Annotated in this window: 28 protein-coding genes; 16 read left to right on the top strand and 12 right to left on the bottom strand. The window is 45.8% G+C overall.

All coding sequences use genetic code 11. The features are described from left to right. Nucleotides 1-106: 106 nt before the first annotated feature. Both degQ and degS read left to right on the top strand, forming a co-directional pair. On the top strand, nucleotides 107-1,459 hold the full coding sequence (gene degQ, locus AAA952_RS10245) for a Do family serine endopeptidase DegQ (protein WP_131524126.1): 1,353 nt from the start codon (nucleotides 107-109) through the stop codon (nucleotides 1,457-1,459). 115 nt (nucleotides 1,460-1,574) lie between these two features. Further along, nucleotides 1,575-2,657 carry an outer membrane-stress sensor serine endopeptidase DegS gene (gene degS, locus AAA952_RS10240; RefSeq protein WP_105251400.1) on the top strand — a complete coding sequence of 361 codons (1,083 nt, stop codon included), beginning with the start codon at nucleotides 1,575-1,577 and terminating at the stop codon, nucleotides 2,655-2,657. A gap of 98 nt (nucleotides 2,658-2,755) precedes the next feature. Here the strand turns inward: degS and murA are convergent, their stop codons facing one another. Genes murA through mlaF form a run of 7 tightly spaced genes read right to left on the bottom strand, consistent with a single transcriptional unit; the run spans nucleotide 2,756 to nucleotide 7,387 of the window. After that, nucleotides 2,756-4,015 (bottom strand): UDP-N-acetylglucosamine 1-carboxyvinyltransferase, encoded by a 1,260-nt coding sequence (gene murA / locus AAA952_RS10235; RefSeq protein ID WP_105251399.1) that lies wholly within the window; start codon nucleotides 4,013-4,015, stop codon nucleotides 2,756-2,758. A 9-nt stretch (nucleotides 4,016-4,024) separates the two neighbouring features. Further along, nucleotides 4,025-4,282, bottom strand: a complete 258-nt coding sequence (locus tag AAA952_RS10230; protein WP_338256693.1) for a BolA family protein — start codon at nucleotides 4,280-4,282, stop codon at nucleotides 4,025-4,027. 19 nt (nucleotides 4,283-4,301) lie between these two features. Next, nucleotides 4,302-4,586: an STAS domain-containing protein gene (locus AAA952_RS10225; RefSeq protein WP_338256690.1), complete on the bottom strand. Its 285-nt coding sequence runs from the start codon at nucleotides 4,584-4,586 to the stop codon at nucleotides 4,302-4,304. Beyond that, on the bottom strand, nucleotides 4,583-5,245 hold the full coding sequence (locus AAA952_RS10220; RefSeq protein WP_105251397.1) for an MlaC/ttg2D family ABC transporter substrate-binding protein: 663 nt from the start codon (nucleotides 5,243-5,245) through the stop codon (nucleotides 4,583-4,585). Before AAA952_RS10220 ends, AAA952_RS10225 begins: the two co-directional genes overlap by 4 nt. 11 nt (nucleotides 5,246-5,256) lie before the next feature. Continuing rightward, entirely contained in the window at nucleotides 5,257-5,730 is a 474-nt protein-coding gene (gene mlaD / locus AAA952_RS10215; protein ID WP_028759401.1) for an outer membrane lipid asymmetry maintenance protein MlaD, read from the bottom strand. Nucleotides 5,731-5,786: 56 nt separating this feature from the next. Next, complete coding sequence (gene mlaE, locus AAA952_RS10210; RefSeq protein ID WP_105251396.1) at nucleotides 5,787-6,572, bottom strand: lipid asymmetry maintenance ABC transporter permease subunit MlaE; 786 nt, start codon at nucleotides 6,570-6,572, stop codon at nucleotides 5,787-5,789. Continuing rightward, the gene (mlaF, locus tag AAA952_RS10205; protein ID WP_063882287.1) at nucleotides 6,569-7,387 is read right to left on the bottom strand and encodes a phospholipid ABC transporter ATP-binding protein MlaF; all 819 of its coding nucleotides are present in this window, start codon (nucleotides 7,385-7,387) and stop codon (nucleotides 6,569-6,571) included. Before mlaF ends, mlaE begins: the two co-directional genes overlap by 4 nt. Nucleotides 7,388-8,030: 643 nt before the next feature. Between mlaF and AAA952_RS10200 the strand changes: the two genes are divergently transcribed. The 11 genes from AAA952_RS10200 to mgtE all read left to right on the top strand — a co-directional run bounded on the left by AAA952_RS10200 (nucleotide 8,031) and on the right by mgtE (nucleotide 16,461). Next, nucleotides 8,031-9,008, top strand: coding sequence for a KpsF/GutQ family sugar-phosphate isomerase (locus AAA952_RS10200; RefSeq protein ID WP_107946538.1), 978 nt, complete (start codon nucleotides 8,031-8,033; stop codon nucleotides 9,006-9,008). After that, complete coding sequence (gene kdsC, locus AAA952_RS10195) at nucleotides 9,008-9,559, top strand: 3-deoxy-manno-octulosonate-8-phosphatase KdsC (RefSeq protein WP_338256682.1); 552 nt, start codon at nucleotides 9,008-9,010, stop codon at nucleotides 9,557-9,559. The genes AAA952_RS10200 and kdsC overlap by 1 nt, the downstream gene beginning before the upstream one ends. After that, nucleotides 9,556-10,116, top strand: a complete 561-nt coding sequence (lptC, locus tag AAA952_RS10190; protein WP_338256681.1) for an LPS export ABC transporter periplasmic protein LptC — start codon at nucleotides 9,556-9,558, stop codon at nucleotides 10,114-10,116. Before kdsC ends, lptC begins: the two co-directional genes overlap by 4 nt. Continuing rightward, entirely contained in the window at nucleotides 10,103-10,657 is a 555-nt protein-coding gene (gene lptA / locus AAA952_RS10185) for a lipopolysaccharide transport periplasmic protein LptA (protein ID WP_105251393.1), read from the top strand. The genes lptC and lptA overlap by 14 nt, the downstream gene beginning before the upstream one ends. Then, the gene (gene lptB / locus AAA952_RS10180) at nucleotides 10,654-11,385 is read left to right on the top strand and encodes an LPS export ABC transporter ATP-binding protein (protein ID WP_105251392.1); all 732 of its coding nucleotides are present in this window, start codon (nucleotides 10,654-10,656) and stop codon (nucleotides 11,383-11,385) included. Before lptA ends, lptB begins: the two co-directional genes overlap by 4 nt. A 107-nt stretch (nucleotides 11,386-11,492) precedes the next feature. Beyond that, nucleotides 11,493-12,971 (top strand): RNA polymerase factor sigma-54, encoded by a 1,479-nt coding sequence (locus tag AAA952_RS10175; protein WP_105251391.1) that lies wholly within the window; start codon nucleotides 11,493-11,495, stop codon nucleotides 12,969-12,971. A gap of 28 nt (nucleotides 12,972-12,999) precedes the next feature. Then, complete coding sequence (hpf, locus tag AAA952_RS10170; RefSeq protein WP_006083070.1) at nucleotides 13,000-13,287, top strand: ribosome hibernation promoting factor; 288 nt, start codon at nucleotides 13,000-13,002, stop codon at nucleotides 13,285-13,287. Nucleotides 13,288-13,289: 2 nt separating this feature from the next. Beyond that, nucleotides 13,290-13,733: a PTS IIA-like nitrogen regulatory protein PtsN gene (gene ptsN, locus AAA952_RS10165; protein WP_006083071.1), complete on the top strand. Its 444-nt coding sequence runs from the start codon at nucleotides 13,290-13,292 to the stop codon at nucleotides 13,731-13,733. Next, nucleotides 13,730-14,584: an RNase adapter RapZ gene (rapZ, locus tag AAA952_RS10160; RefSeq protein ID WP_105251390.1), complete on the top strand. Its 855-nt coding sequence runs from the start codon at nucleotides 13,730-13,732 to the stop codon at nucleotides 14,582-14,584. Before ptsN ends, rapZ begins: the two co-directional genes overlap by 4 nt. Beyond that, the gene (locus tag AAA952_RS10155; RefSeq protein ID WP_006083073.1) at nucleotides 14,571-14,846 is read left to right on the top strand and encodes an HPr family phosphocarrier protein; all 276 of its coding nucleotides are present in this window, start codon (nucleotides 14,571-14,573) and stop codon (nucleotides 14,844-14,846) included. The genes rapZ and AAA952_RS10155 overlap by 14 nt, the downstream gene beginning before the upstream one ends. Nucleotides 14,847-15,096: 250 nt before the next feature. Beyond that, a complete protein-coding gene (mgtE, locus tag AAA952_RS10150) occupies nucleotides 15,097-16,461 on the top strand; it encodes a magnesium transporter (RefSeq protein WP_338256672.1) in 1,365 nt (454 codons plus the stop codon). Between the two features lie 79 nt (nucleotides 16,462-16,540). Here mgtE and AAA952_RS10145 read toward each other — a convergent pair whose 3' ends face one another. Both AAA952_RS10145 and AAA952_RS10140 read right to left on the bottom strand, forming a co-directional pair. Continuing rightward, entirely contained in the window at nucleotides 16,541-17,377 is an 837-nt protein-coding gene (locus AAA952_RS10145; protein WP_338256670.1) for a molybdate ABC transporter substrate-binding protein, read from the bottom strand. 265 nt (nucleotides 17,378-17,642) lie between these two features. Then, the gene (locus AAA952_RS10140; protein WP_338256919.1) at nucleotides 17,643-18,332 is read right to left on the bottom strand and encodes an OmpA family protein; all 690 of its coding nucleotides are present in this window, start codon (nucleotides 18,330-18,332) and stop codon (nucleotides 17,643-17,645) included. 672 nt (nucleotides 18,333-19,004) lie between these two features. Between AAA952_RS10140 and AAA952_RS10135 the strand changes: the two genes are divergently transcribed. Further along, complete coding sequence (locus AAA952_RS10135) at nucleotides 19,005-19,238, top strand: transposase (RefSeq protein WP_106649408.1); 234 nt, start codon at nucleotides 19,005-19,007, stop codon at nucleotides 19,236-19,238. Between the two features lie 717 nt (nucleotides 19,239-19,955). Here AAA952_RS10135 and AAA952_RS10130 read toward each other — a convergent pair. Further along, the gene (locus AAA952_RS10130) at nucleotides 19,956-20,816 is read right to left on the bottom strand and encodes a PA4780 family RIO1-like protein kinase (protein ID WP_028759534.1); all 861 of its coding nucleotides are present in this window, start codon (nucleotides 20,814-20,816) and stop codon (nucleotides 19,956-19,958) included. 335 nt (nucleotides 20,817-21,151) lie between these two features. Further along, nucleotides 21,152-21,466 carry a hypothetical protein gene (locus AAA952_RS10125; RefSeq protein WP_317630181.1) on the bottom strand — a complete coding sequence of 105 codons (315 nt, stop codon included), beginning with the start codon at nucleotides 21,464-21,466 and terminating at the stop codon, nucleotides 21,152-21,154. 180 nt (nucleotides 21,467-21,646) lie between these two features. Here AAA952_RS10125 and AAA952_RS10120 point away from each other — a divergent pair, with 180 nt between their 5' ends. After that, nucleotides 21,647-22,195 carry a DUF2799 domain-containing protein gene (locus tag AAA952_RS10120; RefSeq protein ID WP_338256658.1) on the top strand — a complete coding sequence of 183 codons (549 nt, stop codon included), beginning with the start codon at nucleotides 21,647-21,649 and terminating at the stop codon, nucleotides 22,193-22,195. A gap of 55 nt (nucleotides 22,196-22,250) precedes the next feature. On the opposite strand, the gene AAA952_RS10115 is transcribed toward AAA952_RS10120, so the two are convergent. After that, nucleotides 22,251-23,009, bottom strand: coding sequence for a phosphatase PAP2 family protein (locus AAA952_RS10115; RefSeq protein ID WP_338256917.1), 759 nt, complete (start codon nucleotides 23,007-23,009; stop codon nucleotides 22,251-22,253). Between the two features lie 224 nt (nucleotides 23,010-23,233). On the opposite strand from AAA952_RS10115, the gene AAA952_RS10110 reads away from it, so the two are divergent. After that, nucleotides 23,234-25,174 (top strand): bifunctional diguanylate cyclase/phosphodiesterase, encoded by a 1,941-nt coding sequence (locus tag AAA952_RS10110; RefSeq protein ID WP_306684530.1) that lies wholly within the window; start codon nucleotides 23,234-23,236, stop codon nucleotides 25,172-25,174. The last annotated feature ends 325 nt before the right edge of the window (nucleotides 25,175-25,499 follow it).

The raw sequence follows: 25,499 nt of genomic DNA, 5'->3' as shown, positions 1-25,499 counted from the left end.
TTACCTAGGCAAATAGCCGGTACCGATACAGATTTGATCTGGCACTCGCACGATTGCTGATGCATTACATCCAGATCTTTCAACCCTTATTTGGAGTTATGAATAGATGAAAACAAAATTATCTGTACTTTCAGCCGCAATGTTAGCCGCGACCCTGACTATAATGCCTGTCGTCTCACAGGCCGCCATTCCACAGACGGTTGAGGGACAATCCATTCCAAGTCTTGCGCCTATGCTTGAGCGTACGACGCCCGCAGTCGTATCAGTAGCGGTAACGGGGACTCATGTTTCTAAGCAAAGAGTACCTGATGTTTTCCGTTACTTTTTCGGCCCTAATGCGCCACAAGAGCAAGTGCAAGAACGTCCTTTTAGAGGCTTAGGCTCAGGCGTCATTATTGACGCAGAAAAAGGCTATATCGTCACGAACAACCATGTGATTGACGGTGCTGATGATATTCAAGTTGGTCTTCACGATGGCCGTGAAGTAAAAGCAAAACTGATTGGTACTGACTCAGAGTCAGATATCGCATTATTGCAAATTGAAGCGAAAAATCTCATCGCAATCAAATCCTCTGATTCCGATGATTTACGCGTAGGTGACTTTGCCGTTGCCATTGGTAACCCCTTCGGTTTAGGTCAAACCGTCACCTCGGGCATTGTTAGTGCTTTAGGCCGTAGCGGCTTAGGCATTGAAATGCTAGAAAACTTTATTCAAACCGATGCCGCGATTAACAGTGGTAACTCGGGCGGCGCACTCGTCAATCTTAACGGCGAGTTAATTGGGATTAACACCGCAATCGTAGCACCGGGCGGCGGTAACGTCGGTATTGGCTTTGCCATCCCTGCTAATATGGTGAAAAACCTCGTGGCACAAATTGCCGAACACGGAGAAGTACGCCGCGGTGTATTAGGTATTTCGGGACGTGATCTCGATAGCCAACTCGCCCAAGGTTTCGGTTTAGACACTCAACACGGTGGCTTCGTGAATGAAGTAGCCAAGGGCAGTGCCGCAGAGAAGGCCGGTATAAAAGCAGGTGATATCATCATCAGCGTTGATGGCCGTGGTATTAAGTCATTCCAAGAACTGCGGGCTAAAGTCGCCACTATGGGTGCAGGTGCTAACGTTGAGTTAGGACTCATCCGTGACGGTGATAAGAAAACAGTTAAAGTGACCTTAGGTGAAGCGAGCCAAACCAGTGAAACAGCGGCTGGTGCCGTGCATCCTATGCTGCAAGGTGCGTCCTTAGAAAACTCATCTAAGGGCATTGAAATTACCGATGTAGCGCAAGGCTCACCCGCGGCCATGAGTGGCTTACAAAAAGGAGATGTGATTGTCGGTATTAACCGTACTGCGATTAAAGATCTTAAGACACTTAAAGCACAACTTAAAGATCAAGAAGGTGCCGTTGCACTGAAGATAATGCGTGATAAGAGCATGTTGTATTTAGTCCTACGTTAATCGACAAAATAGGCCATTTTTTCTGCCATAGATAAGCATAGGGAGCTTAGGTTCCCTATGCTTACATCGATTAAACATGTTAATCTAACTCACCTTTTTCTAGATCCATCCTGCCATGACTATAAAAGACACTCTGTTATATCTCGGTAAAGCCACCCTTTTCGGCCTTATCATGGCGGCCATGTTTTTATTGGTGACACGTTATTTCGATAACCAATCCCTCGGTAGTAGTCTGCTACAAACCCGTGCCAACAACACAGTCGAGCTATCCTTTGCCAAGGCGGTACGCCGTGCAGCTCCTGCCGTTGTGAATATTTATAGCCTCAGCATAGATCAGAATCGGCCACTTAATTCAGGCTCACTTCAAGGTCTAGGTTCTGGGGTGATAATGAGTAAAGAAGGTTATATTCTCACTAATTATCATGTCATTAAGAAAGCCGATGAGATTGTTGTCGCCCTGCAAGATGGACGCAAATTTACCTCTGAAGTGGTTGGTTTCGATCCTGAAACCGATTTATCGGTACTTAAAATTGAAGGCGATAACTTACCAATTGTCCCCGTTAATCTCGACAGTCCGCCTCAAGTCGGTGATGTCGTACTCGCTATTGGTAATCCCTACAATTTAGGCCAGACCATTACCCAAGGCATCATCAGTGCCACGGGGCGTAACGGCTTAAGTTCAGGTTACTTAGACTTCCTACAAACCGATGCAGCGATTAATGCGGGTAACTCGGGTGGCGCACTCATTGACACTAACGGCAGCCTCATAGGTATTAATACCGCAGCATTCCAAGTGGGTGAAGAAGGCGGCGGCCACGGGATTAACTTCGCTATCCCGATTAAATTAGCCCACAGCATTATGGGTAAATTGATTAAAAATGGTCGCGTGATCCGTGGTGCCTTAGGAATTTCTGGCGAGCCGATTAATCCTGTGGTAGCACAAATCCTTAATCTACCCGATCTAAAAGGTGTGCTCGTTACGGGTGTCGATCCTAATGGCCCTGCGGCCCGAGCCCTGCTAATGCCAAGGGATGTGATTATTAAATACGATGGTGAAGATGTGCCAGGCGTTGAAATGCTAATGGACCGCATCGCTGAAACCACACCGGGTAAAAAAGTGATGATGACTGTGATACGCCAAGGTAAACAACAAGAGTTACCTGTGATTATCGATGAGAAGGTTGTGATCGATAACTAGAGCGCCACTCAGTATTACAAGCTCAACTGCAGAAAACAAAAAACCAGCTTTTAGCTGGTTTTTTTAATGATTCAAAATTAGCTTAAATCAGTAACAGATCACTGAATACGCACAACCTGTGCGCCTAAACCTTGAAACTTATTCTCAATATGCTCATAGCCACGATCTAAGTGATAGATACGATCGACAATCGTCTTACCATCGGCCACTAAGCCCGCAATCACTAGACTCGCTGACGCACGTAAATCCGTCGCCATTACCTGAGCACCACTTAAAGATTCAATCCCTTGGATAATACAGGTGTTGCCTTCAAGCTCCATGGTAGCGCCCATACGGATAAGTTCAGGCACATGCATAAAACGATTTTCGAAGATAGTCTCAGTTATGGTTGCCGTGCCTTGCGCTAAGGCATTGAGTACACAAAACTGCGCCTGCATATCGGTTGGGAAACCAGGATAAGGTGCCGTCTTGATATTCACTGCCTTCGGACGTTTACCCTGCATATCGAGCTCAATCCAATCTTCGCCCGTAGTAATCGTCGCGCCTGCATCTTCAAGTTTTGCGATAACCGACTCAAGTGATGCAGGATCTGCTTTTAAGCAACGAATACGGCCACGAGTTACCGCGGCAGCAACGAGGAAGGAACCGGTTTCGATACGATCTGGCATCACTCGGTAATTACAGCCCTGTAAACGCTCAACCCCTTGAATACGCAATGTCGCACTGCCTACACCAGTGATTTTTGCACCCATGGCAATTAAGCAATTAGCGAGATCGATCACTTCAGGTTCACGGGCCGCGTTTTCAATCACGGTTTCGCCATCGGCCAATGCTGCGGCCATCAGTAAGTTTTCGGTGGCACCAACACTCACCATGTCCATAAAGATATGTGCGCCTTTAAGACGACCATCAACACGGGCCTTGATATAACCTTCTTTCACTTCAATCTTGGCGCCCATCATTTCGAGGCCATGTAAGTGCAAGTTCACTGGTCTTGCGCCAATGGCACAGCCACCAGGCAATGACACGTCAGCAGTACCATAACGAGCCAATAACGGCCCTAAGATCAAGATAGAAGCACGCATGGTTTTCACTAGATCATAGGGAGCGCAAAACTCATTCAGATTAGTGGTAGAAATGCGGATCTGTCCGTCACCGAGTTCAGTCACTTCAGCGCCGAGACAGCGTAATAATTTACAGCTCGTACTCACATCACGCAGATTGGGCACGTTAGAAACCACAAAATCGGTTTCAGCCAATACACCCGCCATCAGAATAGGCAAAGCTGCATTTTTAGCACCCGAAATAATCACATCACCGGCAAGCGGGGGGCTTGCCTGAATTGTTAGTTTATCCACTTTTCCTCACTAGCTAGGCATGTTGAAAACTTTTTCGCGTTTCCATTGAGTCGGCGTGAAAGTTTTGATCGTTAATGCATGTAATTCACCGCTGGCAATGTGTGCCGTCAACGGTGCATAAATGGCTTGTTGCTGTTTGACTGGGCTCATACCATCGAAGCATTCACCTACGGCGATCACTTTATAATGGCTACCATCCGAGCTAGCGTGAACTTCTTCAAGCCCTAACGCATCACGTAAAATCTGTTCGATTAAGCTGCATTCCATGAAATCTATTACCCTATTCTCAATGCGCTTCTTCGGTAAAGAAGGCATCTAAATCATATAAATCAATTAGTTTTTTAAGTTGTGGTGAAGCAGAACTCAATACAAGTTGGCTGCGATGTTCACGCACTAACGCCAGCAAAAATGCCATGCCAGCGCTATCACTGTATTCGAGCCCAGACAGAGACAATATCTGGGTTGACTCATGTAGCAGTTGTTGCCGCTGTGGCCAAAGTGTAATGACATCGGCTTGGGTTATGCGCCCTTTAAGATGACAAACTGTCCCCTGTTGCACAAATTCAATCACGACTGTGACTTCCCTGATTTAGCCTTCATGACCACTTTCTCTTTTGTGCGATCTTCGAGCATCTTAATCACGGGATCGATACCCTGTTGGCGAATTAGATTAGAGATTTCCGACTGCTTAGAAGACAGTAAGCTCACACCTTCGGCAACTAAATCAAATGCCTTCCATGAGTCATCCTTTAAACGGCGCGCCTTAAACAACAGTTTAATCGGTGGGCGACCGGCTTCGATGATCTGCACGTTTACATCGACCATTTTCTCTTTGCTGAAATCAATCCCAGGTGAGAATTCCACTTTTTGATTAGTATATTCAGTAAAGGCTTGAGCATAAGTAGAGATTAAATAACCTTCAAAAGCATTGACGAAACGATTGCGTTGCTCTTCGGTTGAATCCTTAAGATATTGGCCTAATACCTTATAAGAAGCGTATTTATAATCGACATAAGGCATGAGTTCTTCACGAACAATCACCTTTAAATGGTCTGAATTTGCATCGATTAATGCTTTATCTTTGTGAAAACGATCGAAGGTTTTATTGGCAACGGCTTTCACCATGGCATACGGATCTGTCGTATCGACAACCACATCAGCGGCGACTGCGCTCGTTGCCCCTAAAACCATCACTAACGGCAATAAAAAACGAGATAAGTTTTTAAACATAGCGGTAACCCCTATTTATCCTTCGAACCCATACTATATAAGAACTGACCAATCAGCTCCTCCAACACTAATGCCGAGCGAGTGTCGTCAATCTTATCGCCATCTTTCAGCATACTGACATCATCGTCGACAAAACCCGGTGTTAACCCTAAGAATTGTTCGCCCAACAACCCCGAAGTCAAAATGGCTAAACTACTGGTTTCAGGGAATTTATCGTAACGCTTGTCCATCACTAATGTGACCACAGCCACTAACTTAACTGGGTCTAAATCTATGCTGCTCACTCGGCCAACGACAACACCGCCAACCTTGACTGGCGAACGCACCTTCAAACCACCAATGTTGGTAAAATTGGCTTGTATGGTATAAGTGCTATCGCTGCTTTTCACTTCAATATTGGCGACGTTAAAGACTAAGACCAAAAAAGCGGCCAATCCTGTTAAAAGAAACACACCCACTAATAATTCAATTTTTCGTGTCAACATGTTCAGCTACCACTCTGTTAATCCATCTAACCTGTGTCGAAATCCGCAGTGTTCCGTTAGCGGCCAAACATCAGGGCTGTCAGTAAAAAATCCAATGCCAATACAGCGAGGCTCGACTGAACGACAGTCTGGGTCGTTGCACGGCTGATGCCTTCCGGATTTGGGATCACTTGATAACCGCGATATAACGCAATCCAAGTGACCACTACGGCAAACACACCACTTTTGATCAAGCAGTTAACTATGTCCTGACGCCATTCGACAGACGCCTGCAGAATCGACCAAAACGCACCACTGTCGATCCCTTTCCATTCCACACCAACAAGGTGCCCGCCATAAATACCTACAGCGGTAAACATCAACGCCAGCAATGGCATACTGATCACTCCAGCCCAAAAGCGCGGTGCAATAATCTGCCTTAATGGGTCAATCGCCATCATTTCTAAACTGGAAAGCTGCTCAGTACTTTTCATTAAACCAATTTCAGCGGTTAATGCTGAACCCGCCCGTCCCGCAAACAATAACGCGGTAACAACTGGCCCCAACTCACGCAGTAAACTAAGCGCCACCATAGGACCTAAGCTTTCTTCGGTGCCAAAACCAACTAAGATGTTATAGCCTTGCAGTGCGAGCACCATGCCGATAAAGAGTCCTGAGACTAAAATAATCACCATGGATTGCACACCGACCACATAAATCTGGCGCACTAATAATGGAAAACCTTTACGCACGCGTGGCCAGCGAAAAATCGCCCCCCACAGCATAAGGCCTGCACGGCCAAAACCGAGCACTAGCTCAATCGCGCTGCGGCCTAAGTCGGCAATACTGTCGATTAACTTCACTTGCCAACTCCTTTTGCCATTAATTCTTGCTGGTAATCATTTGCCGGATAATGGAACGGCACAGGGCCGTCCGGAGCACCTTGAATAAACTGTTTCAGCTGCGGATTATCAGCGTACTTTAATTCTTCAGGGGTACCGTGGGCGATGACTTTTTTGTCAGCCACCACATATACATAATCGGCAATGCCGAGGACTTCATCCACATCGTGGGACACTACGATGGAGGTCAAATTGAGCGCATCCGATAACTCACGAATAAGCTTCACTAACACGCCCATAGAGATTGGATCTTGGCCGGCAAAAGGCTCATCGTACATCACCATTTCAGGCTCAAGCGCGATGGCTCTAGCCAATGCTGCGCGGCGTTGCATACCACCGGATAACTCACTTGGCATCATCTGGGCGGCGCCACGCAAGCCTACGGCTTCAAGCTTCATCAGCACGATAGTGCGAATAATGTCTTCTGGCAGACCAGAATGTTCGCGCAGCGCAAACGCCACGTTATCGAACACATTAATGTCGGTAAACAGCGCGCCACTTTGAAACAGCATGCTCATCCGCTTACGCAGACTAAATAATTCATTGCGACTCACGCCATGGATATCGTGGCCATCAAATAGCACTTGTCCGTGGTCAGGCGTTAATTGGCCGCCGATCAACTTTAACAGGGTCGTTTTGCCTATGCCGCTCGGCCCCATGATCGCCGTCACCTTGCCCCTTGGAATAGACAGGCTAATATCTTCATATATCACACGCTGACCGCGGCTAAACCCCAAATTACGGATCTCAACCAACGGCGTTTGTTCTTGAGTCATGCTTGATTCCGACATTTGCAAATGAGGTGATCCTAGTCTTCCGAGACTGACCAATCGAAGAGCCGCAAATTGTACGTAATTGCGCTTTAACCTACAACCGAATCGACACTATCGCCCTGCGATACTTTCAATTTGCCTCATTTACAGCGAAAATGCGCCCTAAGTTTTCACTCTGCACAGGTAAAATGTTACTTAATGTTTTCAACCTAGTTGCAGAATTGGCAGTATTGGCTAATTCGTTCGCACTTAGCTCACTCTTCGCCCACTTTTATCGGGGAGAGTCGATCCGCAATTGCGCAAAAGAGGCATCCTATAGGGTAATACCCGCTGCGATATGGGATAAATCCATTGAAATAAACGACAAAGACGATGATATTGCTCAAGACCTTATACCGCTAAACAGGGTATTGTGCATGCATAGCTGCCGCAGCTGAACTTGACGAGTCGGATCAATCGCTCTAGCCTGCCGCAATTGTTTTGTTGTTTTAGGGAATTCACCACAACGAAACATAAGCTAAATCGTCTGAAAACAAACTAAAACTTGGCAGAAAGCCTATTACATATCATCTTTATCGCGTACCAAATTGTGCTATTCCAATCCCATCAATGGGGCGACAAAGACAATGCAAAAAGAGAGATAGACATGGTAGACAAATCACAACTGCGCCAATGGGGCTGTAAAGTTATCGACATTGAAAAGTCAGCCCTAGACAATCTTTATCAATATGTTGATTCGGCTGAATTTGCAGAAGCTTGCGAGTTGATCCTTAACTGCACAGGCAAAGTGATTGTCATGGGAATGGGCAAATCGGGCCATATCGGCAATAAGATTTCTGCCACCCTCGCCAGCACAGGAACGCCCGCATTTTTTGTGCATCCGGGTGAAGCCAGCCACGGTGATCTCGGTGTATTAGCCGATAACGATGTGATTTTAGCGATTTCTAATTCTGGTGAGTCGAGCGAAATCCTCACCTTAATGCCCGTCATCCAACGTATGGGCGTACCCGTTATTGCGGTAACAGGCAAACCCGAATCGAACATGGCGCGCTTAGCTAAAGTGCATTTATGTATTGAAGTTCCAGAAGAGGCTTGCCCACTGGGACTCGCCCCAACGTCAAGCACTACCGCGACCTTAGTGATGGGCGATGCGATTGCCATTGCGCTACTACAAGCGAAAGGCTTTACCCGTGATGACTTTGCTATGTCCCATCCTGGCGGCGCTTTAGGGCGTAAGTTATTGTTAAAAGTCTGCGATGTCATGCATAGCGGTGATGACTTACCGCTCGTTAACCACGATATTTGCATCACAGAAGCCCTGTACGAAATCTCCAAAAAAGGCTTAGGCATGACGGCGATTATCGATGATCAGCGCAAGCTGGTTGGTATCTTCACCGATGGTGATTTACGCCGCGTTATCGATGCCGAAGTAAATCTACGCACTACACCCATCGCCGATGTGATGACCCGTAACTGCGTGACCATCACAGACGGTGTGTTGGCCGCTCAAGCGCTGCAAGTGATGGACTCAAAAAACATCAACGGATTAATTGTTATCGATAAAGACCGCCATCCAATCGGCGCTCTTAACATGCTAGACATGGTTAAAGCAGGAGTCATTTAATGCCACAGCAAGGATTTTACGGCCCAATCAGTGATGATGTGTGGCAACGCGCGCAAAAGATTAAACTGTTGATCTGTGACGTCGACGGGGTGTTTTCCGACGGTCGTATTTACCTAAGCAATAGCGGCGAAGAGCTAAAAGCCTTCCACACTCGCGATGGCTATGGCGTGCGCTCGATACTCACCAGCGGTTTTAATCTTGCGGTTATCACTGGACGTCAATCCAAAATCGTTGAAAACCGTATGACGGCGCTTGGGGTTACCCATATCTACCAAGGCGTAGACAATAAGTTCGAGCCCTATGAAGCATTGCTCGCACTCTATGGTGTTACCCCAGAAGAAGTGGCTTATATCGGTGATGATATTGTCGATCTGCCAGTGATGAATGTCGTCGGTTTAGCGGTCAGTGTTGCTGACGGCCACCCCTATGTACGCCAATACGCCCATTTTGTGACTACGCTCAATGGTGGCCACGGTGCACTGCGTGAACTCACAGATCTGTTACTCCTAAGTCAAAATAAATTCACTTCGGCCCATGGAATGAGTATATGAGTCGTGTGACACTCGCGATTATCGCTTTTTTTGGAACTGCACTAGCGCTTTACTGGCAGGTCCAGAACAAACACAGCGGTGATACCGATAACAGAGTAAAAGATCAAAATACCCCAGATTTCATCGTTGAAGATCTGCGCAGTGTTGAGTTCAATGAACAAGGGCTAGTCAATAGCCGTGTGACGGCGAAACACATGGAACATTATGATTCAACGAATCAAACTTACTTTACTCAACCTGTTTATCTTGTTTATCCAGACCAAGGTAAAGCACAATGGCAACTCAGAGCAGATCAGGGCAAGCTAAACAAGGAAACGGGCAAGGTTGTATTAGAAAACAATGTTATTATTGATGCCATTAGCCCAGAAGAACCGATCCAGACCTTGTCCACCAGTTATCTGGAACTCGATCTCAATACGATGATAATGACCTCTGACCGCACCATTTACGTCACAGGGAAAGATTTTAATATTCAAGGCCAAGGCCTTTATGCCGACCTCAACGCGCAAGAAGTGCAATTGACCAGTCAGGTAGTAGGAACATATGAAGCAAAATAACGTATTACTTGCCAGCCTAATGCTAATTATGAGCATGAGTGCTTTCGCGAAAGTGGGCGACTTAAAGCAAGAAGTCAAAATTAAAGCTGTGAGCCAAACTGCGGATATCAAAAACAACCAGATCATCTTCTTTGGTCCGGTTGAAGTTACCCAAGGCTCAATAAAAATCCAAGCAAATGAACTGCGTGCATTTTCCGCTGAAGGTGAAAATAGCAAAACTTTAGTCGCCACAGGCAACCCTGCTACGTATAGCCAGATATTAGACGATGGCCGTCCTGCATCGGCCAGCGCGAAAGAAATTCGTTACGATATGGCAAGCCGCACCTTAACACTGAAAGGTATGGCGTCATTAGATCAAGCGGGTAGCCAAGTTACAGGCAATTTAATCCGCTATAACATGATTCAACAGAAATTGATGGCCGAGAGTACTGGCAGTGGTGACGATCGCGTGATCACTATTATTCAGCCAGAAAACTATCAAGATGATGCTAAATCAGATGCTCCAGCGGATAAACCTGTGAAAAAGCAGGACTCTAAATGACCCAAATCACCTTAAGAGCACAAAATCTGGCGAAAAGTTACAAGAGTCGCCAAGTGGTTAAAGACGTCAGTCTGACGGTAAAAACCGGTCAAGTCGTTGGCCTACTCGGTCCAAACGGTGCAGGTAAAACCACGACCTTTTACATGGTTGTCGGGCTAGTGAAGAGCGATAAGGGACATATCTTTATCGACGATGATGATTTAACCGCAGATCCTATGCATCTGCGTGCCCGCAAAGGCATAGGTTACTTACCGCAGGAAGCCAGTATCTTTCGTAAGCTAACTGTTCATGACAACATCATGGCCGTACTGCAAACTCGTAAAGAACTTAAAAACGAAGAACGAGAAGAAGAACTAGAACATCTGCTCGAAGAGTTTCATATCACCCACATCCGTGACAGCCAAGGCATGTCATTGTCGGGTGGCGAACGTCGTCGCGTCGAAATTGCGCGGGCTTTAGCCGCTAATCCTAAGTTCATTTTGCTCGATGAACCGTTTGCCGGCGTCGATCCTATTTCAGTTATCGACATCAAGAAGATTATCGAACAACTCAAAAGTCGCGGCCTTGGCGTACTGATCACAGACCATAATGTCCGCGAGACATTAGATGTATGTGAACATGCTTATATTGTGAGTCACGGAAACCTGATTGCCGAAGGAACTCCAGCAGAGATCTTAGACAATCAGCAAGTTAGGGCTGTGTACTTAGGTGAACAATTCAGGCTATAGTTAATCGAGCGAAGCCAATGGAGGCAATTTATACCGCCATTGGGCTTCACTCAAGATAATAATAAGCGACCTCATCCAACAATAATAACGTAGGGATCAGCGGTAACATGAAAGCGTCACTCCAGCTCAAACTGGGTCAACAGTTAACCATGACGCCACAATTACAACAGGCCATACGTCTGTTGCAACTGTCGTCATTAGAACTGCAGCAAGAGATCCAGCAAGCATTAGATTCTAATCCCCTTCTCGAGCTGGAAGAGGATCAATTCGACGCCACTAAAACCCCTGTAAACCAAACGCTATCCGATACGGATTTCAGTGAATCTAGCACTCTGCCACCAGAAAAAGACAGCTCCACCATAGACACGGCAGAGTCGCTAACCAAAGAATCCATGCCCGATGAGCTCCCCATGGACACCACATGGGATGAAGTGTTTACCGCCTCCCCAAACTCAGGCCCCGGCGGCAGTCGTGAAGACGATATGCCCTTCCAAGGCGAGACCAGTGAAGGTTTGTACGAACACTTAGAATGGCAAAAAAACCTCACGCCGTTTTCTGAAACCGATTTAGCCATTGCCACCGCCATTATTGATGCAATCGACGATCAGGGCTATCTCACCCAAAGCACTGAAGAAATTCTCGAAGCCATGGGCAATCCTGAAGTTGAGCTTGACGAAGTCGAAGCCGTACTCAAGCGCATTCAGCATTTTGATCCCATAGGCGTTGCCGCCCGCGATTTAAGTGAATGCCTGCTGATCCAACTGTCGCATTTCGCCGCTGATACTCCCAACCTAGAAAACGCCCGTATGCTGATCAAAGATCATTTAGATCTGATCGCCGCCCGTGATTTTAGGTTGTTGATGCGTAAGACTAAATTAAAAGAAGATGAATTAAGGGATGGTATAGCACTCATCCAAACCCTCAATCCTCGCCCAGGTTTGTTGATCACGCCCAATAATGACGAATACGTTATCCCAGATGTGTCTGTGTCGAAGAAAAATGGCCGCTGGGTCGTTGAGCTTAATCCTGACTGCATGCCCAAAATCAATGTAAATCAACATTATGCTTCTATGGCACGCAGCACAAAAAACCAAGCCGATAGCCAATTTATTCGCGGCCATCTGCAAGAGGCTAAATGGTTTATTAAGAGTCTAGAAAGCCGTAACGACACTTTGCTTAAAGTTGCTAATTGCATAGTGCAATATCAGCAAGGTTTCTTTGAGTATGGTGAAGAAGCCATGAAGCCTATGGTGCTTAACGATATTGCTGAAGCGGTAGAAATGCATGAGTCCACCATCTCACGGGTCACAACTCAAAAATACATGCATACCCCTAAGGGACTTTTTGAACTAAAATACTTCTTCTCTAGCCACGTCGGGACTGACGATGGTGGTGAGTGCTCATCCACAGCAATCAGAGCCTTTATAAAGAAACTGGTGGCAGCGGAAAACCAGAAAAAACCATTAAGCGATAGTAAGATGGCACAACTTCTGGCAGAACAAGGGATCAACGTAGCCCGCAGAACCATTGCGAAGTACCGAGAGGCTATGCTTATTCCACCTTCTAATCAGCGTAAAAGTTTATAACCTACAGTGGATATCGGAGGACGTTTCTATGCAAATAAACCTAAGTGGACACCATGTCGAAATTACCGAATCGTTACGTGCATATGTAGAAGAAAAGTTTTCAAAACTTGAACGCCATTTCGAACAGATCAATAATGTGCACGTTGTGCTCAATGTTGAGAAAATGCAACAGATTGCTGAAGCGAGAATAAACCTCATAGGTGGTGAAGTTTTTGCAACTTCAGAGCATGCTGACATGTATGCCGCTATAGACGCCCTGATTGACAAGCTTGACCGTCAGGTTATTAAACACAAAGAGAAGTTAACAAAACACTAATAATGGAACTTTGTACCATACTGCGGCCGGAGTGCACTACCTGCGCCACTCCGGGCAGCAAGAAAAAGGTACTGGAACTCATCAGCGACTTAGTCGCTGCCCAGTACCCGACCCTCTCATCTCAAGAGATATTCGAAAGCCTAGTGGCGCGCGAAAAGATGGGGAGCACAGGTATAGGTAACGGCATCGCCATTCCACATGGTCGACTAGCCGATATAGATCAGCCCATTGCCATACTAATTAAGTGTGAAGAGCCGATAGCATTTGATGCTATCGATAAGCAACCTGTTGATATTTTATTTGCACTACTGGTGCCTGCAGACCAATGTCAGCAGCACTTAAGTACCTTGTCTTGCATGGCCGAAAAGCTGAGCGACAAGCAAATATTAAAGCAATTACGCAAGACGCATGATGAAACGGAACTCTATCAGGTAATCACTGGATGAAACTGGTCATAGTGTCGGGCCGCTCAGGCTCAGGCAAATCTGTCGCCCTTAGGGTACTCGAAGATCTCGGCTATTATTGTGTCGATAACCTTCCCTTGCCATTGATTGGCAGTTTGCTTGAGCAACTCAAAGGCAGTAACGATCTCGTCGCCATCAGTGTCGACGTGCGTAACATGCCTGAGCAGGATAAGGTCTTAGTGAAACAACTCGCTAGCCTACCTCCAGATACTGAGTTAACGAGCTTCTTCCTTAACTCCAGCGATAAAATTCTGCTCAAGCGTTACAGCGAAACCCGCCGTTTGCATCCTTTGTCGAAGAGCCGAGTCTCTTTGCAAGAAGCGATAAAGCTGGAGGGGAAACTGCTCGAGCCTATGTCAAAACTGGTCGATCACTACATAGATACGTCGAATTTGAATATCTATGATTTAAGCGACCAAGTCAGACAAATTCTCCTTGGTAGTGTCGATAAAGAACTCGTGATCAACTTCGAGTCCTTTGGCTTTAAGCACGGAATGCCCACCGAAGCCGACTTTATGTTCGATGTACGCTTTCTGCCCAATCCCCACTGGGAGTTGGCGCTGCGGCCATTGACTGGCTTAGATGAACCCGTGGCTGAGTTCTTAAATCGCCAACCACTGGTCAATAAGTTCATCTGGCAAATAGAAAATTTACTGGAGACTTGGCTGCCGCACCTCGAGCGTAACAATCGCAGTTATTTAACTGTGGCCATTGGCTGCACAGGTGGACAGCACAGATCAGTTTACGTCGCAGAGCAATTGGCAAAACGCTTTAGTAACGGTAAACATAAAGTTTATGCCCGTCATCGAGAGCTCAACAATGCCAAAGCTTGAACGTCAGATAACCATCTGTAATAAGCTCGGTTTACATGCCCGTGCCGCCACTAAGTTGGTGGTACTGGCTTCCGAGTTTGATGCGACCATCACCTTAATCCAAGGCGATAAACAAGCATCGGCCGCCAGTGTGCTTGGCTTGCTGATGCTTGAAACTGGCATGGGTAAAACCATCAAGCTTATCGCCGAAGGCCCAGATGCAGAGCCGGCTCTCGATGCCATTTGTGCCTTAATCGACGCTAAGTTTGACGAAGCCTGTTAGTTTCACTTCACACTAAGCACTTCATCGTTAGTTTCACTTCATGTCTAGTTTTAAAAACTTGCCATTCACACATGGCAAAACATTTGTCGCTCGACGATACAAGCCACAGGCGATTACACTAGCGGTCATTGCGCTGGCCTTAACCTTACCTTAGCCGTCTTAATCTATGTCATCGACTGACGCTTAGTCACCGCAAAATCCTAGCCCAACACTAAGATCTCAAACCAATTTGCCGCACAATGGAGGACAAATGCCCGTAGATAATGCAGAAAACGATCACACCGGACATAGTCTTGACCAGTTAAACCAAGCGCTTAGCAGCGGCATGTTCGTGCATGTGCGTAATATGCTGCAAAAAATGGCCGCCTCAGATATCGCGCTGATCTTAGAATCATCACCGCCAAGTGCCAGACAAGTATTGTGGCAGCTCATCGATCAGGAACAAATAGGCGACATACTCGATGAGTTGAGTGAAGAACTCAAAGACCCACTGATCCGCAGCATGAGCCCTGAGCGAGTCGCGAAAGCGACAGCAAGCATGGACACCGACGATCTCGCCTATATTCTGCGAAGTCTTCCCGACGCCGTTTACAAACAAGTATTGCAGTCGATGACGGAGCAAAATCGCCTGAGGGTAGAACAAGCCCTATCTTATCCAGATGAGACCGCCGGCAGCTTGATGAATACGGATACAGTCACCTTAAGACCCGATGTGAATATCGATGTGGTGCTGCGCTATCTTCGGCAAAGGGGCAACCTACCCGACACCACAGATACCTTATATGTGGTCGACAAACAGGACAAAGTCCTTGGCGGTGTTAGGCTGGCAGATCTGCTGACTTGCGCGCCAAGCACCACAATTCGCAATATCATGGATCCCAATATTCAAAGTATTCCGGTGAGCATGTCCGACAGCGAAGTCGCGCAGAAATTCGAACGCAATGACTGGGTATCGGCACCTGTCGTCGACTGTGATGGTAAGCTGCTCGGGCGTATCACAATCGATGACGTAGTCGATGTTATCCGCGAAGATGCTGAACATTCCATGATGGGTATGGCGGGGATGGACGGAGATGAAGATACTTTTGGTCCTGTGCTAAAAAGTACCCTACGTCGCTCGCTCTGGCTCACTATAAACTTATTCGCCGCCCTGCTTGCCTCGTCGGTCAGCAATATGTTTGAAGGCACTATTGAGCAATTTGCCACTATCGCCATCCTAATGACGATTGTCCCTAGCATGGGCGGTGTTGCCGGTAATCAGACCTTAGCGCTCGTGATCCGTGGTATTGCTTTAGGCCATATCGGCCAAAGCAACGCCCGCTGGCTTATCGGTAAAGAGCTATCTATTGGTTTTCTCAATGGCTTGATGTGGTCTATTTTAGTCTTTGTCGCCGTGTGGCTATGGAAGGATGATATGGCACTGGCGGGATTAATTGGTAGCGCCATGCTGATCAACATGACAGTAGCAGGGCTTGCAGGTGCGAGTATTCCATTGATTTTAAAAAGACTTAAAATCGATCCTGCCCTCGCCGGCGGTATGGTGCTCACCACAGTCACTGACGTGGTTGGCCTGTTCGCCTTCCTCGGGTTAGCGACGATCTACTTGATGAACTAACGCTTTAACAGTTTGAGCTAATAACAAAAACGGCACCTCAAAGGTGCCGTTTTTTATCCCGCAGGAAAACTAAAGAAGGCTATTTTGCCGGAGGTTGGAAACCATAACTGCTCAAAATCGCTTGGCCTTTTGTCGATAGAATAAACTCAGCTAACGGCTTAGCGGCAGTATTAGCGCCTTGTAAAACCAGTAAACCATAGTCGGCACCCACGGCGAGCTCCTGCGGTAAGTCGATGATTTGTAAACTCGGCACTTCTTTTTTAGCCAGCACAGCATTAGTGCAATAGGTTAAAAAGATATCCGCTTGCTTGTTTTCCATCACCCAGCCATAGGGGTTGCGATCTTTAGGCGGTTTAACGCTCTCAGGGCCGCCCGCCAGTTGTAATGCCTTGGTCTCTAACGCAGCTTTCGCATTGGGTTTTACCGCTTCGGCCTTAGCAAAAACGGCCCAGGCATAATCACCCGCGGGATCGGCTTTCGGGGTTGAGGTGCCGACTTTAATCTTAGGATCTAACAAGGTATCGAGTAACGTCGAACTCGTCACCTGAACTGTGTCTTGAGCAACAGCGCAGAGTTGATTACGGGCAAACATTTGCACCGCTTCGCCCTGACCCGAATCCACTAATGCCTGTGGATGTTTCATATTCGCCGAGGCAAAGATATCGACTTTCTCGCCCTCTTGAATACGTTTTAACAATAAACCTGAGGGCGCATATTGCGCTACAACACTCATTTGCGACTGTGCTTGATAAGCAGCAATAATATCACTCATCGCAGCCTTTAAACTGCCTGCGGCGCGCAGTTCTATCGACGCACCTCCTGTGGTCACTTCGGCTTTCATCGGCACTCCTTGTACAGCCGTCACCATGATGACAGGACTTAAACTCAAGGCTACTAACACATTTTTGCTTATCATAGTCATATTCTCCTTTAGGCACTAAAAGTCATTCTTGTGACTTATTCCCATACAGAACGTGAAATCGATAAAGGGATCAAGCTGAAGTCATCCCAAGGTAATGAGCAGTGATATGTTTGTGGTGCAGGTCACTCAAGGTGCGCTTCATAAAGGACAAATTGTCTAATTGAAGCACGGCAAGCTAATCACTCAATTAGCCCACCACTGAAAACAAAAAAGTCGCCTCTGGCGACTTTTTCAGCGAGAACTTTGCGCTTAGACCAGACTATTTACCTGTTGGTATTAGTACGATCTCAACGCGGCGGTTTTGTGCTCGGCCATTTGCATTAGCATTTGATGCAATAGGACTCGCTTCACCCATACCTTTTGATTTTACACGGGCAGAGGCAACACCTTTATTCATCAAGTAATTACCCACTTCGCTAGCCCGGACCTGTGACAGACGTAAATTGTAAGAATCTGAACCACTGCTGTCGGTATAACCTAATACGTTAAGCTGCGTTTTGCTGTATTCCTTGGCCACAACCGCCACTGAATTCAGCACGCGTTTAGCACCGTCACTTAACTCGGTTTGATCTACGCCGAAGGTCACTTCATTAGGCATATTCAAAATGATGTTATCGCCGTTACGGGTCACACTCACGCCCGTTGAGGCTAATTGTTGGCGTAATTTGGTCTCTTGCACATCCATGTAATAACCAATACCACCACCGACTGCAGCGCCCGATGCAGCACCAATTAAGGCACCTTTACCGCGGTCGCTCTTGCTCGAAGATACCACTCCAATTGCGGCACCCGCGACGGCACCAATCAATGCGCCACTGGTCGCTTTAGCGGTTTGTTCTTCGTTTGAATAGGGATTGATTGTTGTACAACCCGATGCAACTAGCGCGGTTGTCATTACCACTATGGCTAACAGGGATGGTTTAGATTGCACTGCCTGAAAACACTTCATCATTTATAACCTCTTTATATGATTGATGACTGTGAATACCGCTCAAAAGGGCAAGAAATATCACGTCCATTAGGTAATACGAATGACCTAGGGATTGCCACAAAGCAGGCAGTATATAAGCAATTGCGCTGGAGACAATCCTTTATCCATCTTCAATTATGCTAATCCAGATTTTAGTCAGCAAAGATACAGATTTCGGGCTTCAATCATGGCTTGTACCGCCCAATTTCATATCAAGTCTATGGCACCGAAATAGTGCACCTTGCACCTTTATTGGCAGCACTAAAAAATAACGCCGTTTTAATCGAAGGTGCAATGCAATGATTTAAAAGGATAAAATAAAAATTAGAATATTGGCACGAATTTTACATACTACTAAGTGAGTAGACAGTCAGACGCGGTAAACATCGCCGAAAACTAGAGTCGACTTCAACAGGATTAATCCAAATTAAATGGACCTATCGAGACAGAAAATGGGCTCGAGTATTTAGGGTCATGAAGGAGGAAGTATGAAAACGGTCATGAACTTTATCGCACTATGTCGCCACGAATGGATTTGTCTGCGCCATCTAGGTTTGAGCCAGTGGGATTTAGAACAGCGTCACTATCATCAATAAAAGGCAACGCAAACGGTCATATTTTGGTTCGAAGGCAGTAAAAGAGGGAACGCTCATGGGAATCGCAGAAAATAGTCTCAAGCTACATGTTATCACCGAGGTTAAAGTACAAGGTCGCTTACTGTCGGATGTTGCACGCCAATACGGTTTATCTGCCAAGGCAGTCTACCAATGGGTGCGAGAAAGCGATCTGCAACCCCAGCAAAGAGAATGCGCATTAATGAGTGAGATTGCCCAGCTACAGAAAAAAATTAAACAGCTCAATCAAGAGCTACGCACGATAGGTTAGCCTGTACAACAAGCTAAACGTGCCCGAATAGACAAGGCCGGACGAGATTGCATATCGCCCTGCTGATAACGCTAACGATGTAAAAGATGTGCTAACAACAATAATAACAGCGCCCTTTTTAGTCCGGCCTTGTCGTCCAAATTGATGAACCCAGCGAAGATTGGGAAATAGTATTAACAGCAACAAACGGATAGGGACAATGCAAAAGTTTCGGCAAGACTAGGGAGGGAGTTATCTCCCCCAAGATCAAATATGTAAATTGTGCTCCCCCAAGTCATGAACATATTTCTCTCTCTGGTCTTGTCATTTTATTCACAGGATCAATGATGATCCAGCACTGCAATGAGTGTAGTGCGCCAAGGAAGGCCGTGATTGGTATTACATAGATTGACTGAAGAGTGACCAAGGTTTCGGCAAGGATTGAGGGCGTTATCTTCCCCAAAGATTAAATATGTGAATTGTGCTCCCCCAAGTCATGAACATATTTCTCTCTCAGCTCTTGTCCTTTTATCACACTGTTCGATGATTGCTAGCTTGTTTGTAGCAACAAGGATGGCCCCAGCTTCCATCGGGGATTAAGCCAAGGATTGGCTAACGCCAAAAATTAAATAACAATAATAAAATCAATAACAAAAATAATAATTTCACTTAATTTTTAGCATAAAAAAGACGCTACTTTGAGCGTCTTTTTTATGGGTGAAAAACAACGACTGACGATTAATAGTCTTCTTCGTTTGCCTCTTGGATCCGCTGCTTACGCTCTTGTGCCTCTTCGAAGGCTGCTTGGATTTCTTCCAAGACCGCACTAACATCGGCTTCAACCAGCACTTCGGTAAACTCACCCGTTAATGGCGTTTCAGGCTTCAATTCACCGGCTTCAAACAAGGCCCAAATTTCTTTGGCGTATTGTGTTTTTAGCAGCTCAGGAGCATACAAACCATAGTATTGAGTCATGTTATTCACATCACGCGCTAACATCCATTTAGCATGGTTATTTGCAGCGGCATCGACGGCCTGAGGTAAGTCGATAATCACTGGCCCTTCACTATCAACTAACACGTTAAACTCAGACAAGTCACCGTGCACTAACCCCGCACAGAGCATACGTTTAACATAGGTCATCACCAACGCATGATCCTTCAATGCTTTTTCTGCCGACATACTGACATCGTTTAATCTCGGCGCGACATTGCCCTCGGCATCCGTCACTAACTCCATCAGCAACACACCATCGAAACAGCCGTAAGGCGTTGGCACCCGCACACCTGCATTCGCTAAACGGTAAAGTGCTTCAACCTCGGCATTTTGCCAAGCTTCTTCCTGCTGATCGCGGCCAAATTTAGACCCTTTTTCCATCGCGCGCGCACGACGACTGTTACGGACTTTTCGGCCTTCTTGATATAACACAGCTTGCTTAAAACTGCGCTTGTCCGCTTCTTTATAGACTTTGGCACAGCGGATATCATCACCACTGCGTACAACGTACACAGTCGCTTCTTTACCGCTCATTAACTGGCTAATGACCTCATCGACCAGTCCTTCATCAACCAGGGGTTGGATTCGTTTCGGAGTTTTCATAGCGCCCTTATACCTTACTTAGGCATGATATGGAATACTGCGGGCAAATCTTCATACAAAAGCGGTCTCCAGCGGAAGTTTGATGAATATAGTTTAGGATTGTTATACGAATTTTAAGTAAAAACTAATGCACTTGCGTGTTAAACACAATACCAGATTTACTCAGCACTTTGGCAAAGAAAGAGACTGAAAATACCGCTTTAACTAAAAGAATATTCTTTTATGCTCACCCCAATAAAACCAGACTCAAAACAACAAGCCATATTCCACGGCAAATATGCCAATCAAAGCCAGTTGAAATAATACCCATAGCTAAATTGGTGCAGGAACTTAACTCAAACAAACAAGGCAATCACACTGCCCACGGTCGCCGCCGCTTTCAATATTTGGCCTGCACTGTAATAGGTGTCGTTTGAACTCTTAACGTCATCTACATCATCCGCACTAGGCTCAGGTATTTTACTCCTTGCAGTGCCATCAAAACTGACCTCAGCTTTAGGAGCCGCCAGTCCTAATGCACCATAGGTAAAGGATTTAAGTCCGCTTGGCTCGGCGGTATCAAGGGATTGATGAGCCGACTTAACTGCCGGTAATGAAGCTGAATACGCAGATGAAATAAGTGAAATCATAGCGAGCACCAAAGCAGACATTTAAAGTGTTAACCACAAACTAACACAATATCAGCTGGTTATCATGTATTCATCCGCTAAACTGTGATGGATTCAGCCCAACAAAACGCATCTATGACCGTATAAATGGCGGTATATATAGCTAGATCTCCCCCATAAGAGCCTTTATCCTAAACGCCACAACATATAGAGAACTTATCCATGCACTATCCCAGCATTTTCCTCGCACTTTCAGTCCTATCCCTGACTCAATGCAGCAGCTTATCTATTGAAGAATGCGCCAATAGTGATTGGTTTGCCCTTGGGCTTGCCGATGGCAACCGTGGGACAAGTTCTGGGCAATTAAATCAATATCAAAAAGATTGTCGTGAATTTAATCTCACTGTCGATACCGCGCAGTGGAAACAAGGATACCAGCAAGGGTTAGCCAGTTACTGCGTGCCAGAAAATGGCTACCGCGTAGGCTTAACGGGAGAAAGTTATTATGGGGTTTGCAGTAATAACCAGTTTGTTGAGCGCTATAACCAAGGCCATCAACAATACCTGACCAACAAACGTTTAACTGAGATTGCCGATCGCTTAAATACCATAGAGAGGGAAATAAGCAGTCTTGATGGCAAGATCAATAATCTCACCGACAAGGCTGACTTATTGAAACAGAAAAACAGCCTACTCAACGAAAAAAACCAACTGTTAGATGAAAGATCTCGCCTACGCAGACCTGATATGCGCTTCGAATTTAGATTTTAAGCCATAAAAAAATACTGAACCCAATAAGGACTCAGGGCGTTAGCTTCACAGCTCGTTATTTTTGCGATATTCCACTACTTGCAACCTTGAACATTTGACCCAAAGCGACCAATTTAGACTTTCTAAACGCAGGCGAGCGCAGAAAAAACACATAGTAGAGTAGGCTAGCGGACGTCCATGCTATGGCTAAACTCCATAAATCATGACTCAAGAAGTGGGCACCGCGTAACTCTTGGCCAATGCCAAATACTAGGCCTAAACTCAAACCAAAGATTAATCCAAACTTAGCTAAATGCGGGCGATACTCACGCAGCACGTAATACAAGGCAACCCAAGCAAACCCGCCGCTGGCATGGCCACCCGGGAAACATTGACCAAACTCAGCACTTTTAGGTAAACGAGAAAACAAGGATGAATGTATCATATGGCCGCCAAACTCAATCACATCCCACGGGCAGGTCATGTGAGTAACGCTCTTGCCAATTCGGACCAGCAACACACTCGCCAATACGCTACTAAATAGGTAAATCAGGCCCTTGCGGTACGGTTTTACCCTGTCACTTCGAAAACTAAAGGCAATGCCGACTACGACACTCACCGCCAACAAGATGACAAAGTTACGCCCAGTGACATGCAGTAAATCTTCGGTCAACCAATATCCTCTCAATGGCCAAGAGTCGATGCCCCCTTGCCAATGAAATAACAAAGTCGCGACTTTCATATCAGCGTGAGTCCATTCAAGCCCCACTATGATCACTGCAAACACTAAAAGCGGCGTAATTAAATGCCCCTTAGCAAAATCCATAAATGTCATCATAACTTTATCTTTCAGATAGTTATTCACTAATAAATCCAAAAACCAGAACATTTAGTGTTAGAGTACCGTTGAATTCTTACCTAACACTTAAGAGATCTAACAGCGCAGTATTTAAGATAGAACCGAGATTTTGCAGTAACTAAATTTACCGAAAAGACTCACATCATGAGTAAAAAGACTATAGTTTATGAATAGTATCGCGCCTCTAGGACTGAGCATTCATGCCATACAACCTCGCCATTAACCAGTCTCAAAAAGATCGTTTATTTGCCGACATTGCTATCGACACAGACAAAATCGTTGTTCCCCAAGAAATGGTTGATAACTGGCAACAAACCTTAGATTTACTCTCTGAATTAGTCGACACCCCCGCCGCTTTGATCATGCGTGTCCATCAAACCGATATTGAGGTCTTTACCTCGAGCCGCACCCAAGGTAATCCCTATAAAAAACATGATAAAGACAGTTTAGGCCACGGGCTTTACTGCGAAACAGTGATCAAAGAAGGTAAGGAACTCCACATTCCTAACGCCCTAAAGGATAAAAACTGGGACAAAAATCCTGACATTAAACTCGGCATGATCGCATACTGTGGTTTACCTTTACGTTGGCCAGATAGCAGTGCCTTTGGCACTATCTGCATGCTCGATAGCCAAGAGCATAATTACCCCCAATCTTTTCGCAGCTTACTCGCTCGGTTTCAAAATGGTATCGAAGCTAACCTAGTCACCCTTTATCAACAGGCTAAGCTACAACTGCACAATCAGCAGCTAGAGCAAAAAGTACAACAGCGCACCCATGAACTCGCCGAACTTAGCGGCAAGCTCATCAAAGAAATCGAAAACCGCACCTCCACCGAAACCTCACTGGAATACCATAAAAGCTATGATCCACTGACGGGATTACCCAATCGCATCAATTTGATTAATAGTCTGTCTATCATGCTCGAAAAAGTGAATCGCAAAGAAAAGATTTCAGTACTCTATCTTGGGCTGCGCAATTTCAAATCCATCAACGACAGTTATGGTTACCTGATTGGCGATAAAATTCTCACAATTCTCAGCCAACGTTTACAGCACTATACCGATGAAAACACCTTTATCGCCCGCATCGCTGGCGCCGAATTTGTGATTATTCAAGCCCACAAACCTTCGAATAACGAAACCAATAAACTCATCAATAAAGTGCTTAACTGCTGTAACACGCCCTTTGGTGTGGCTGATTTTGTAATCACGATTCCCTCGAGCATGGGCATAGCACAAGCACCTATGGATGGTATCGATGCCGCCATCCTGCTGCAAAAAGCCGGAGCGGCCATGACGATCAGCAAGGCTGATGGCTCAACTCACAGCTTCTTTAATCAAGATACGCAAGCCGCTTTAAACCTACGCTATCAACTGGAATCCCACTTGGTCGATGCACTGAACAAGAACGAGTTAAGCCTGCATTACCAACCCTTTATTAACTTAAAGACGAAGCAAGTGATTGGTGCTGAAGCCCTGCTGCGCTGGCATAATCCCATCCTTGGCAATGTCGCCCCAGACAGATTCATCGCCTTAGCTGAACGTAATGGCCAGATTATCGATATTGGCAATTTTGTATTGCATACCGCACTGTCTCAGGCGGCAAAATGGTGTCGCGAGGTAGGCCAAGAGTTTAAAATCGCCATCAATATTTCCCCTTTGCAAATGCGCAATCCCCGCTTTAGCGAACACATAGCCGACTTACTCACCCTCTATCAATTGCCACCGACCGCCTTAGAACTTGAAATTACCGAAGGCATGCTGATGCAGGATGAACACATTGCCCACAATGCTATCCAAAAACTACAAGAACTCGGTATCCGCATCTCCCTAGATGATTTTGGCACAGGCTACTCATCCTTAAGTTATCTACAAAAATACTCTTTCGACACCTTAAAAATCGATCGCTGCTTTATTAGTAAACTCGAAGAAAACGAACAAAATAGAGAGTTAACAAAGGCAATTATTGCCATTGGTAAGAAACTAGACTTGGAAGTGATCGCCGAAGGCGTAGAAACCCTAGAACAAGATGCCTTTATTCGTCACGAAGAATGCGACTTAGGCCAAGGCTACCTCTACGGTAAACCCATTACCGCAACACAGTTTGAGCAGGCATTTATCCATAAAAAAGAGCATTAAGTTCATCCTTAATGCTCTTTTTATTTCGCGAATTAAAACCGACTGAATAATGCTACGTGAATAGTCATTTCCACAGAATGTTATAACTCACATTTGGATAGAAGTCCGCTAGAAATAAATTCTAATCGGGCTTATTTCAGATAAGTATTTATATTTAAAACTTCTAAAGATGTAGCCAATTTTTATTGGCCACTACACTCATAACCATATCTCGAACATGCAATGGACTTGGCGAATAACTGTGGTCGTTTCGAGTGGAGTAGGTGTCTTCTGTAATTTTAGAGTTATTCCGGTGCTGACACCACTAGAGTGTCATCTATCGTTA

Source organism: Shewanella sp. M-Br (assembly GCF_036245925.1).
In the GTDB taxonomy this organism is placed as follows: domain Bacteria; phylum Pseudomonadota; class Gammaproteobacteria; order Enterobacterales; family Shewanellaceae; genus Shewanella; species Shewanella oncorhynchi.
The sequence above is the reverse complement of the archived record's forward strand: the minus strand, read 5'-3'. Positions and strand labels throughout refer to the sequence as shown.

Excerpts from the sequence above, each read along its gene's own strand:
- degQ (WP_131524126.1), top strand. The coding sequence starts at position 107 with ATGAAAACAAAATTATCTGTACTTTCAGCCGCAATGTTAGCCGCGACC.
- degS (WP_105251400.1), top strand. The coding sequence starts at position 1,575 with ATGACTATAAAAGACACTCTGTTATATCTCGGTAAAGCCACCCTTTTC.
- AAA952_RS10230 (WP_338256693.1), bottom strand. The coding sequence starts at position 4,282 with ATGGAATGCAGCTTAATCGAACAGATTTTACGTGATGCGTTAGGGCTT.
- AAA952_RS10220 (WP_105251397.1), bottom strand. The coding sequence starts at position 5,245 with ATGTTTAAAAACTTATCTCGTTTTTTATTGCCGTTAGTGATGGTTTTA.
- mlaD (WP_028759401.1), bottom strand. The coding sequence starts at position 5,730 with ATGTTGACACGAAAAATTGAATTATTAGTGGGTGTGTTTCTTTTAACA.
- mlaF (WP_063882287.1), bottom strand. The coding sequence starts at position 7,387 with ATGACTCAAGAACAAACGCCGTTGGTTGAGATCCGTAATTTGGGGTTT.
- AAA952_RS10200 (WP_107946538.1), top strand. The coding sequence starts at position 8,031 with ATGGTAGACAAATCACAACTGCGCCAATGGGGCTGTAAAGTTATCGAC.
- kdsC (WP_338256682.1), top strand. The coding sequence starts at position 9,008 with ATGCCACAGCAAGGATTTTACGGCCCAATCAGTGATGATGTGTGGCAA.
- lptC (WP_338256681.1), top strand. The coding sequence starts at position 9,556 with ATGAGTCGTGTGACACTCGCGATTATCGCTTTTTTTGGAACTGCACTA.
- lptA (WP_105251393.1), top strand. The coding sequence starts at position 10,103 with ATGAAGCAAAATAACGTATTACTTGCCAGCCTAATGCTAATTATGAGC.
- lptB (WP_105251392.1), top strand. The coding sequence starts at position 10,654 with ATGACCCAAATCACCTTAAGAGCACAAAATCTGGCGAAAAGTTACAAG.
- AAA952_RS10175 (WP_105251391.1), top strand. The coding sequence starts at position 11,493 with ATGAAAGCGTCACTCCAGCTCAAACTGGGTCAACAGTTAACCATGACG.
- hpf (WP_006083070.1), top strand. The coding sequence starts at position 13,000 with ATGCAAATAAACCTAAGTGGACACCATGTCGAAATTACCGAATCGTTA.
- ptsN (WP_006083071.1), top strand. The coding sequence starts at position 13,290 with ATGGAACTTTGTACCATACTGCGGCCGGAGTGCACTACCTGCGCCACT.
- rapZ (WP_105251390.1), top strand. The coding sequence starts at position 13,730 with ATGAAACTGGTCATAGTGTCGGGCCGCTCAGGCTCAGGCAAATCTGTC.
- AAA952_RS10155 (WP_006083073.1), top strand. The coding sequence starts at position 14,571 with ATGCCAAAGCTTGAACGTCAGATAACCATCTGTAATAAGCTCGGTTTA.
- mgtE (WP_338256672.1), top strand. The coding sequence starts at position 15,097 with ATGCCCGTAGATAATGCAGAAAACGATCACACCGGACATAGTCTTGAC.
- AAA952_RS10145 (WP_338256670.1), bottom strand. The coding sequence starts at position 17,377 with ATGATAAGCAAAAATGTGTTAGTAGCCTTGAGTTTAAGTCCTGTCATC.
- AAA952_RS10140 (WP_338256919.1), bottom strand. The coding sequence starts at position 18,332 with ATGAAGTGTTTTCAGGCAGTGCAATCTAAACCATCCCTGTTAGCCATA.
- AAA952_RS10135 (WP_106649408.1), top strand. The coding sequence starts at position 19,005 with ATGGGAATCGCAGAAAATAGTCTCAAGCTACATGTTATCACCGAGGTT.
- AAA952_RS10130 (WP_028759534.1), bottom strand. The coding sequence starts at position 20,816 with ATGAAAACTCCGAAACGAATCCAACCCCTGGTTGATGAAGGACTGGTC.
- AAA952_RS10125 (WP_317630181.1), bottom strand. The coding sequence starts at position 21,466 with ATGTCTGCTTTGGTGCTCGCTATGATTTCACTTATTTCATCTGCGTAT.
- AAA952_RS10120 (WP_338256658.1), top strand. The coding sequence starts at position 21,647 with ATGCACTATCCCAGCATTTTCCTCGCACTTTCAGTCCTATCCCTGACT.
- AAA952_RS10115 (WP_338256917.1), bottom strand. The coding sequence starts at position 23,009 with ATGACATTTATGGATTTTGCTAAGGGGCATTTAATTACGCCGCTTTTA.
- AAA952_RS10110 (WP_306684530.1), top strand. The coding sequence starts at position 23,234 with ATGCCATACAACCTCGCCATTAACCAGTCTCAAAAAGATCGTTTATTT.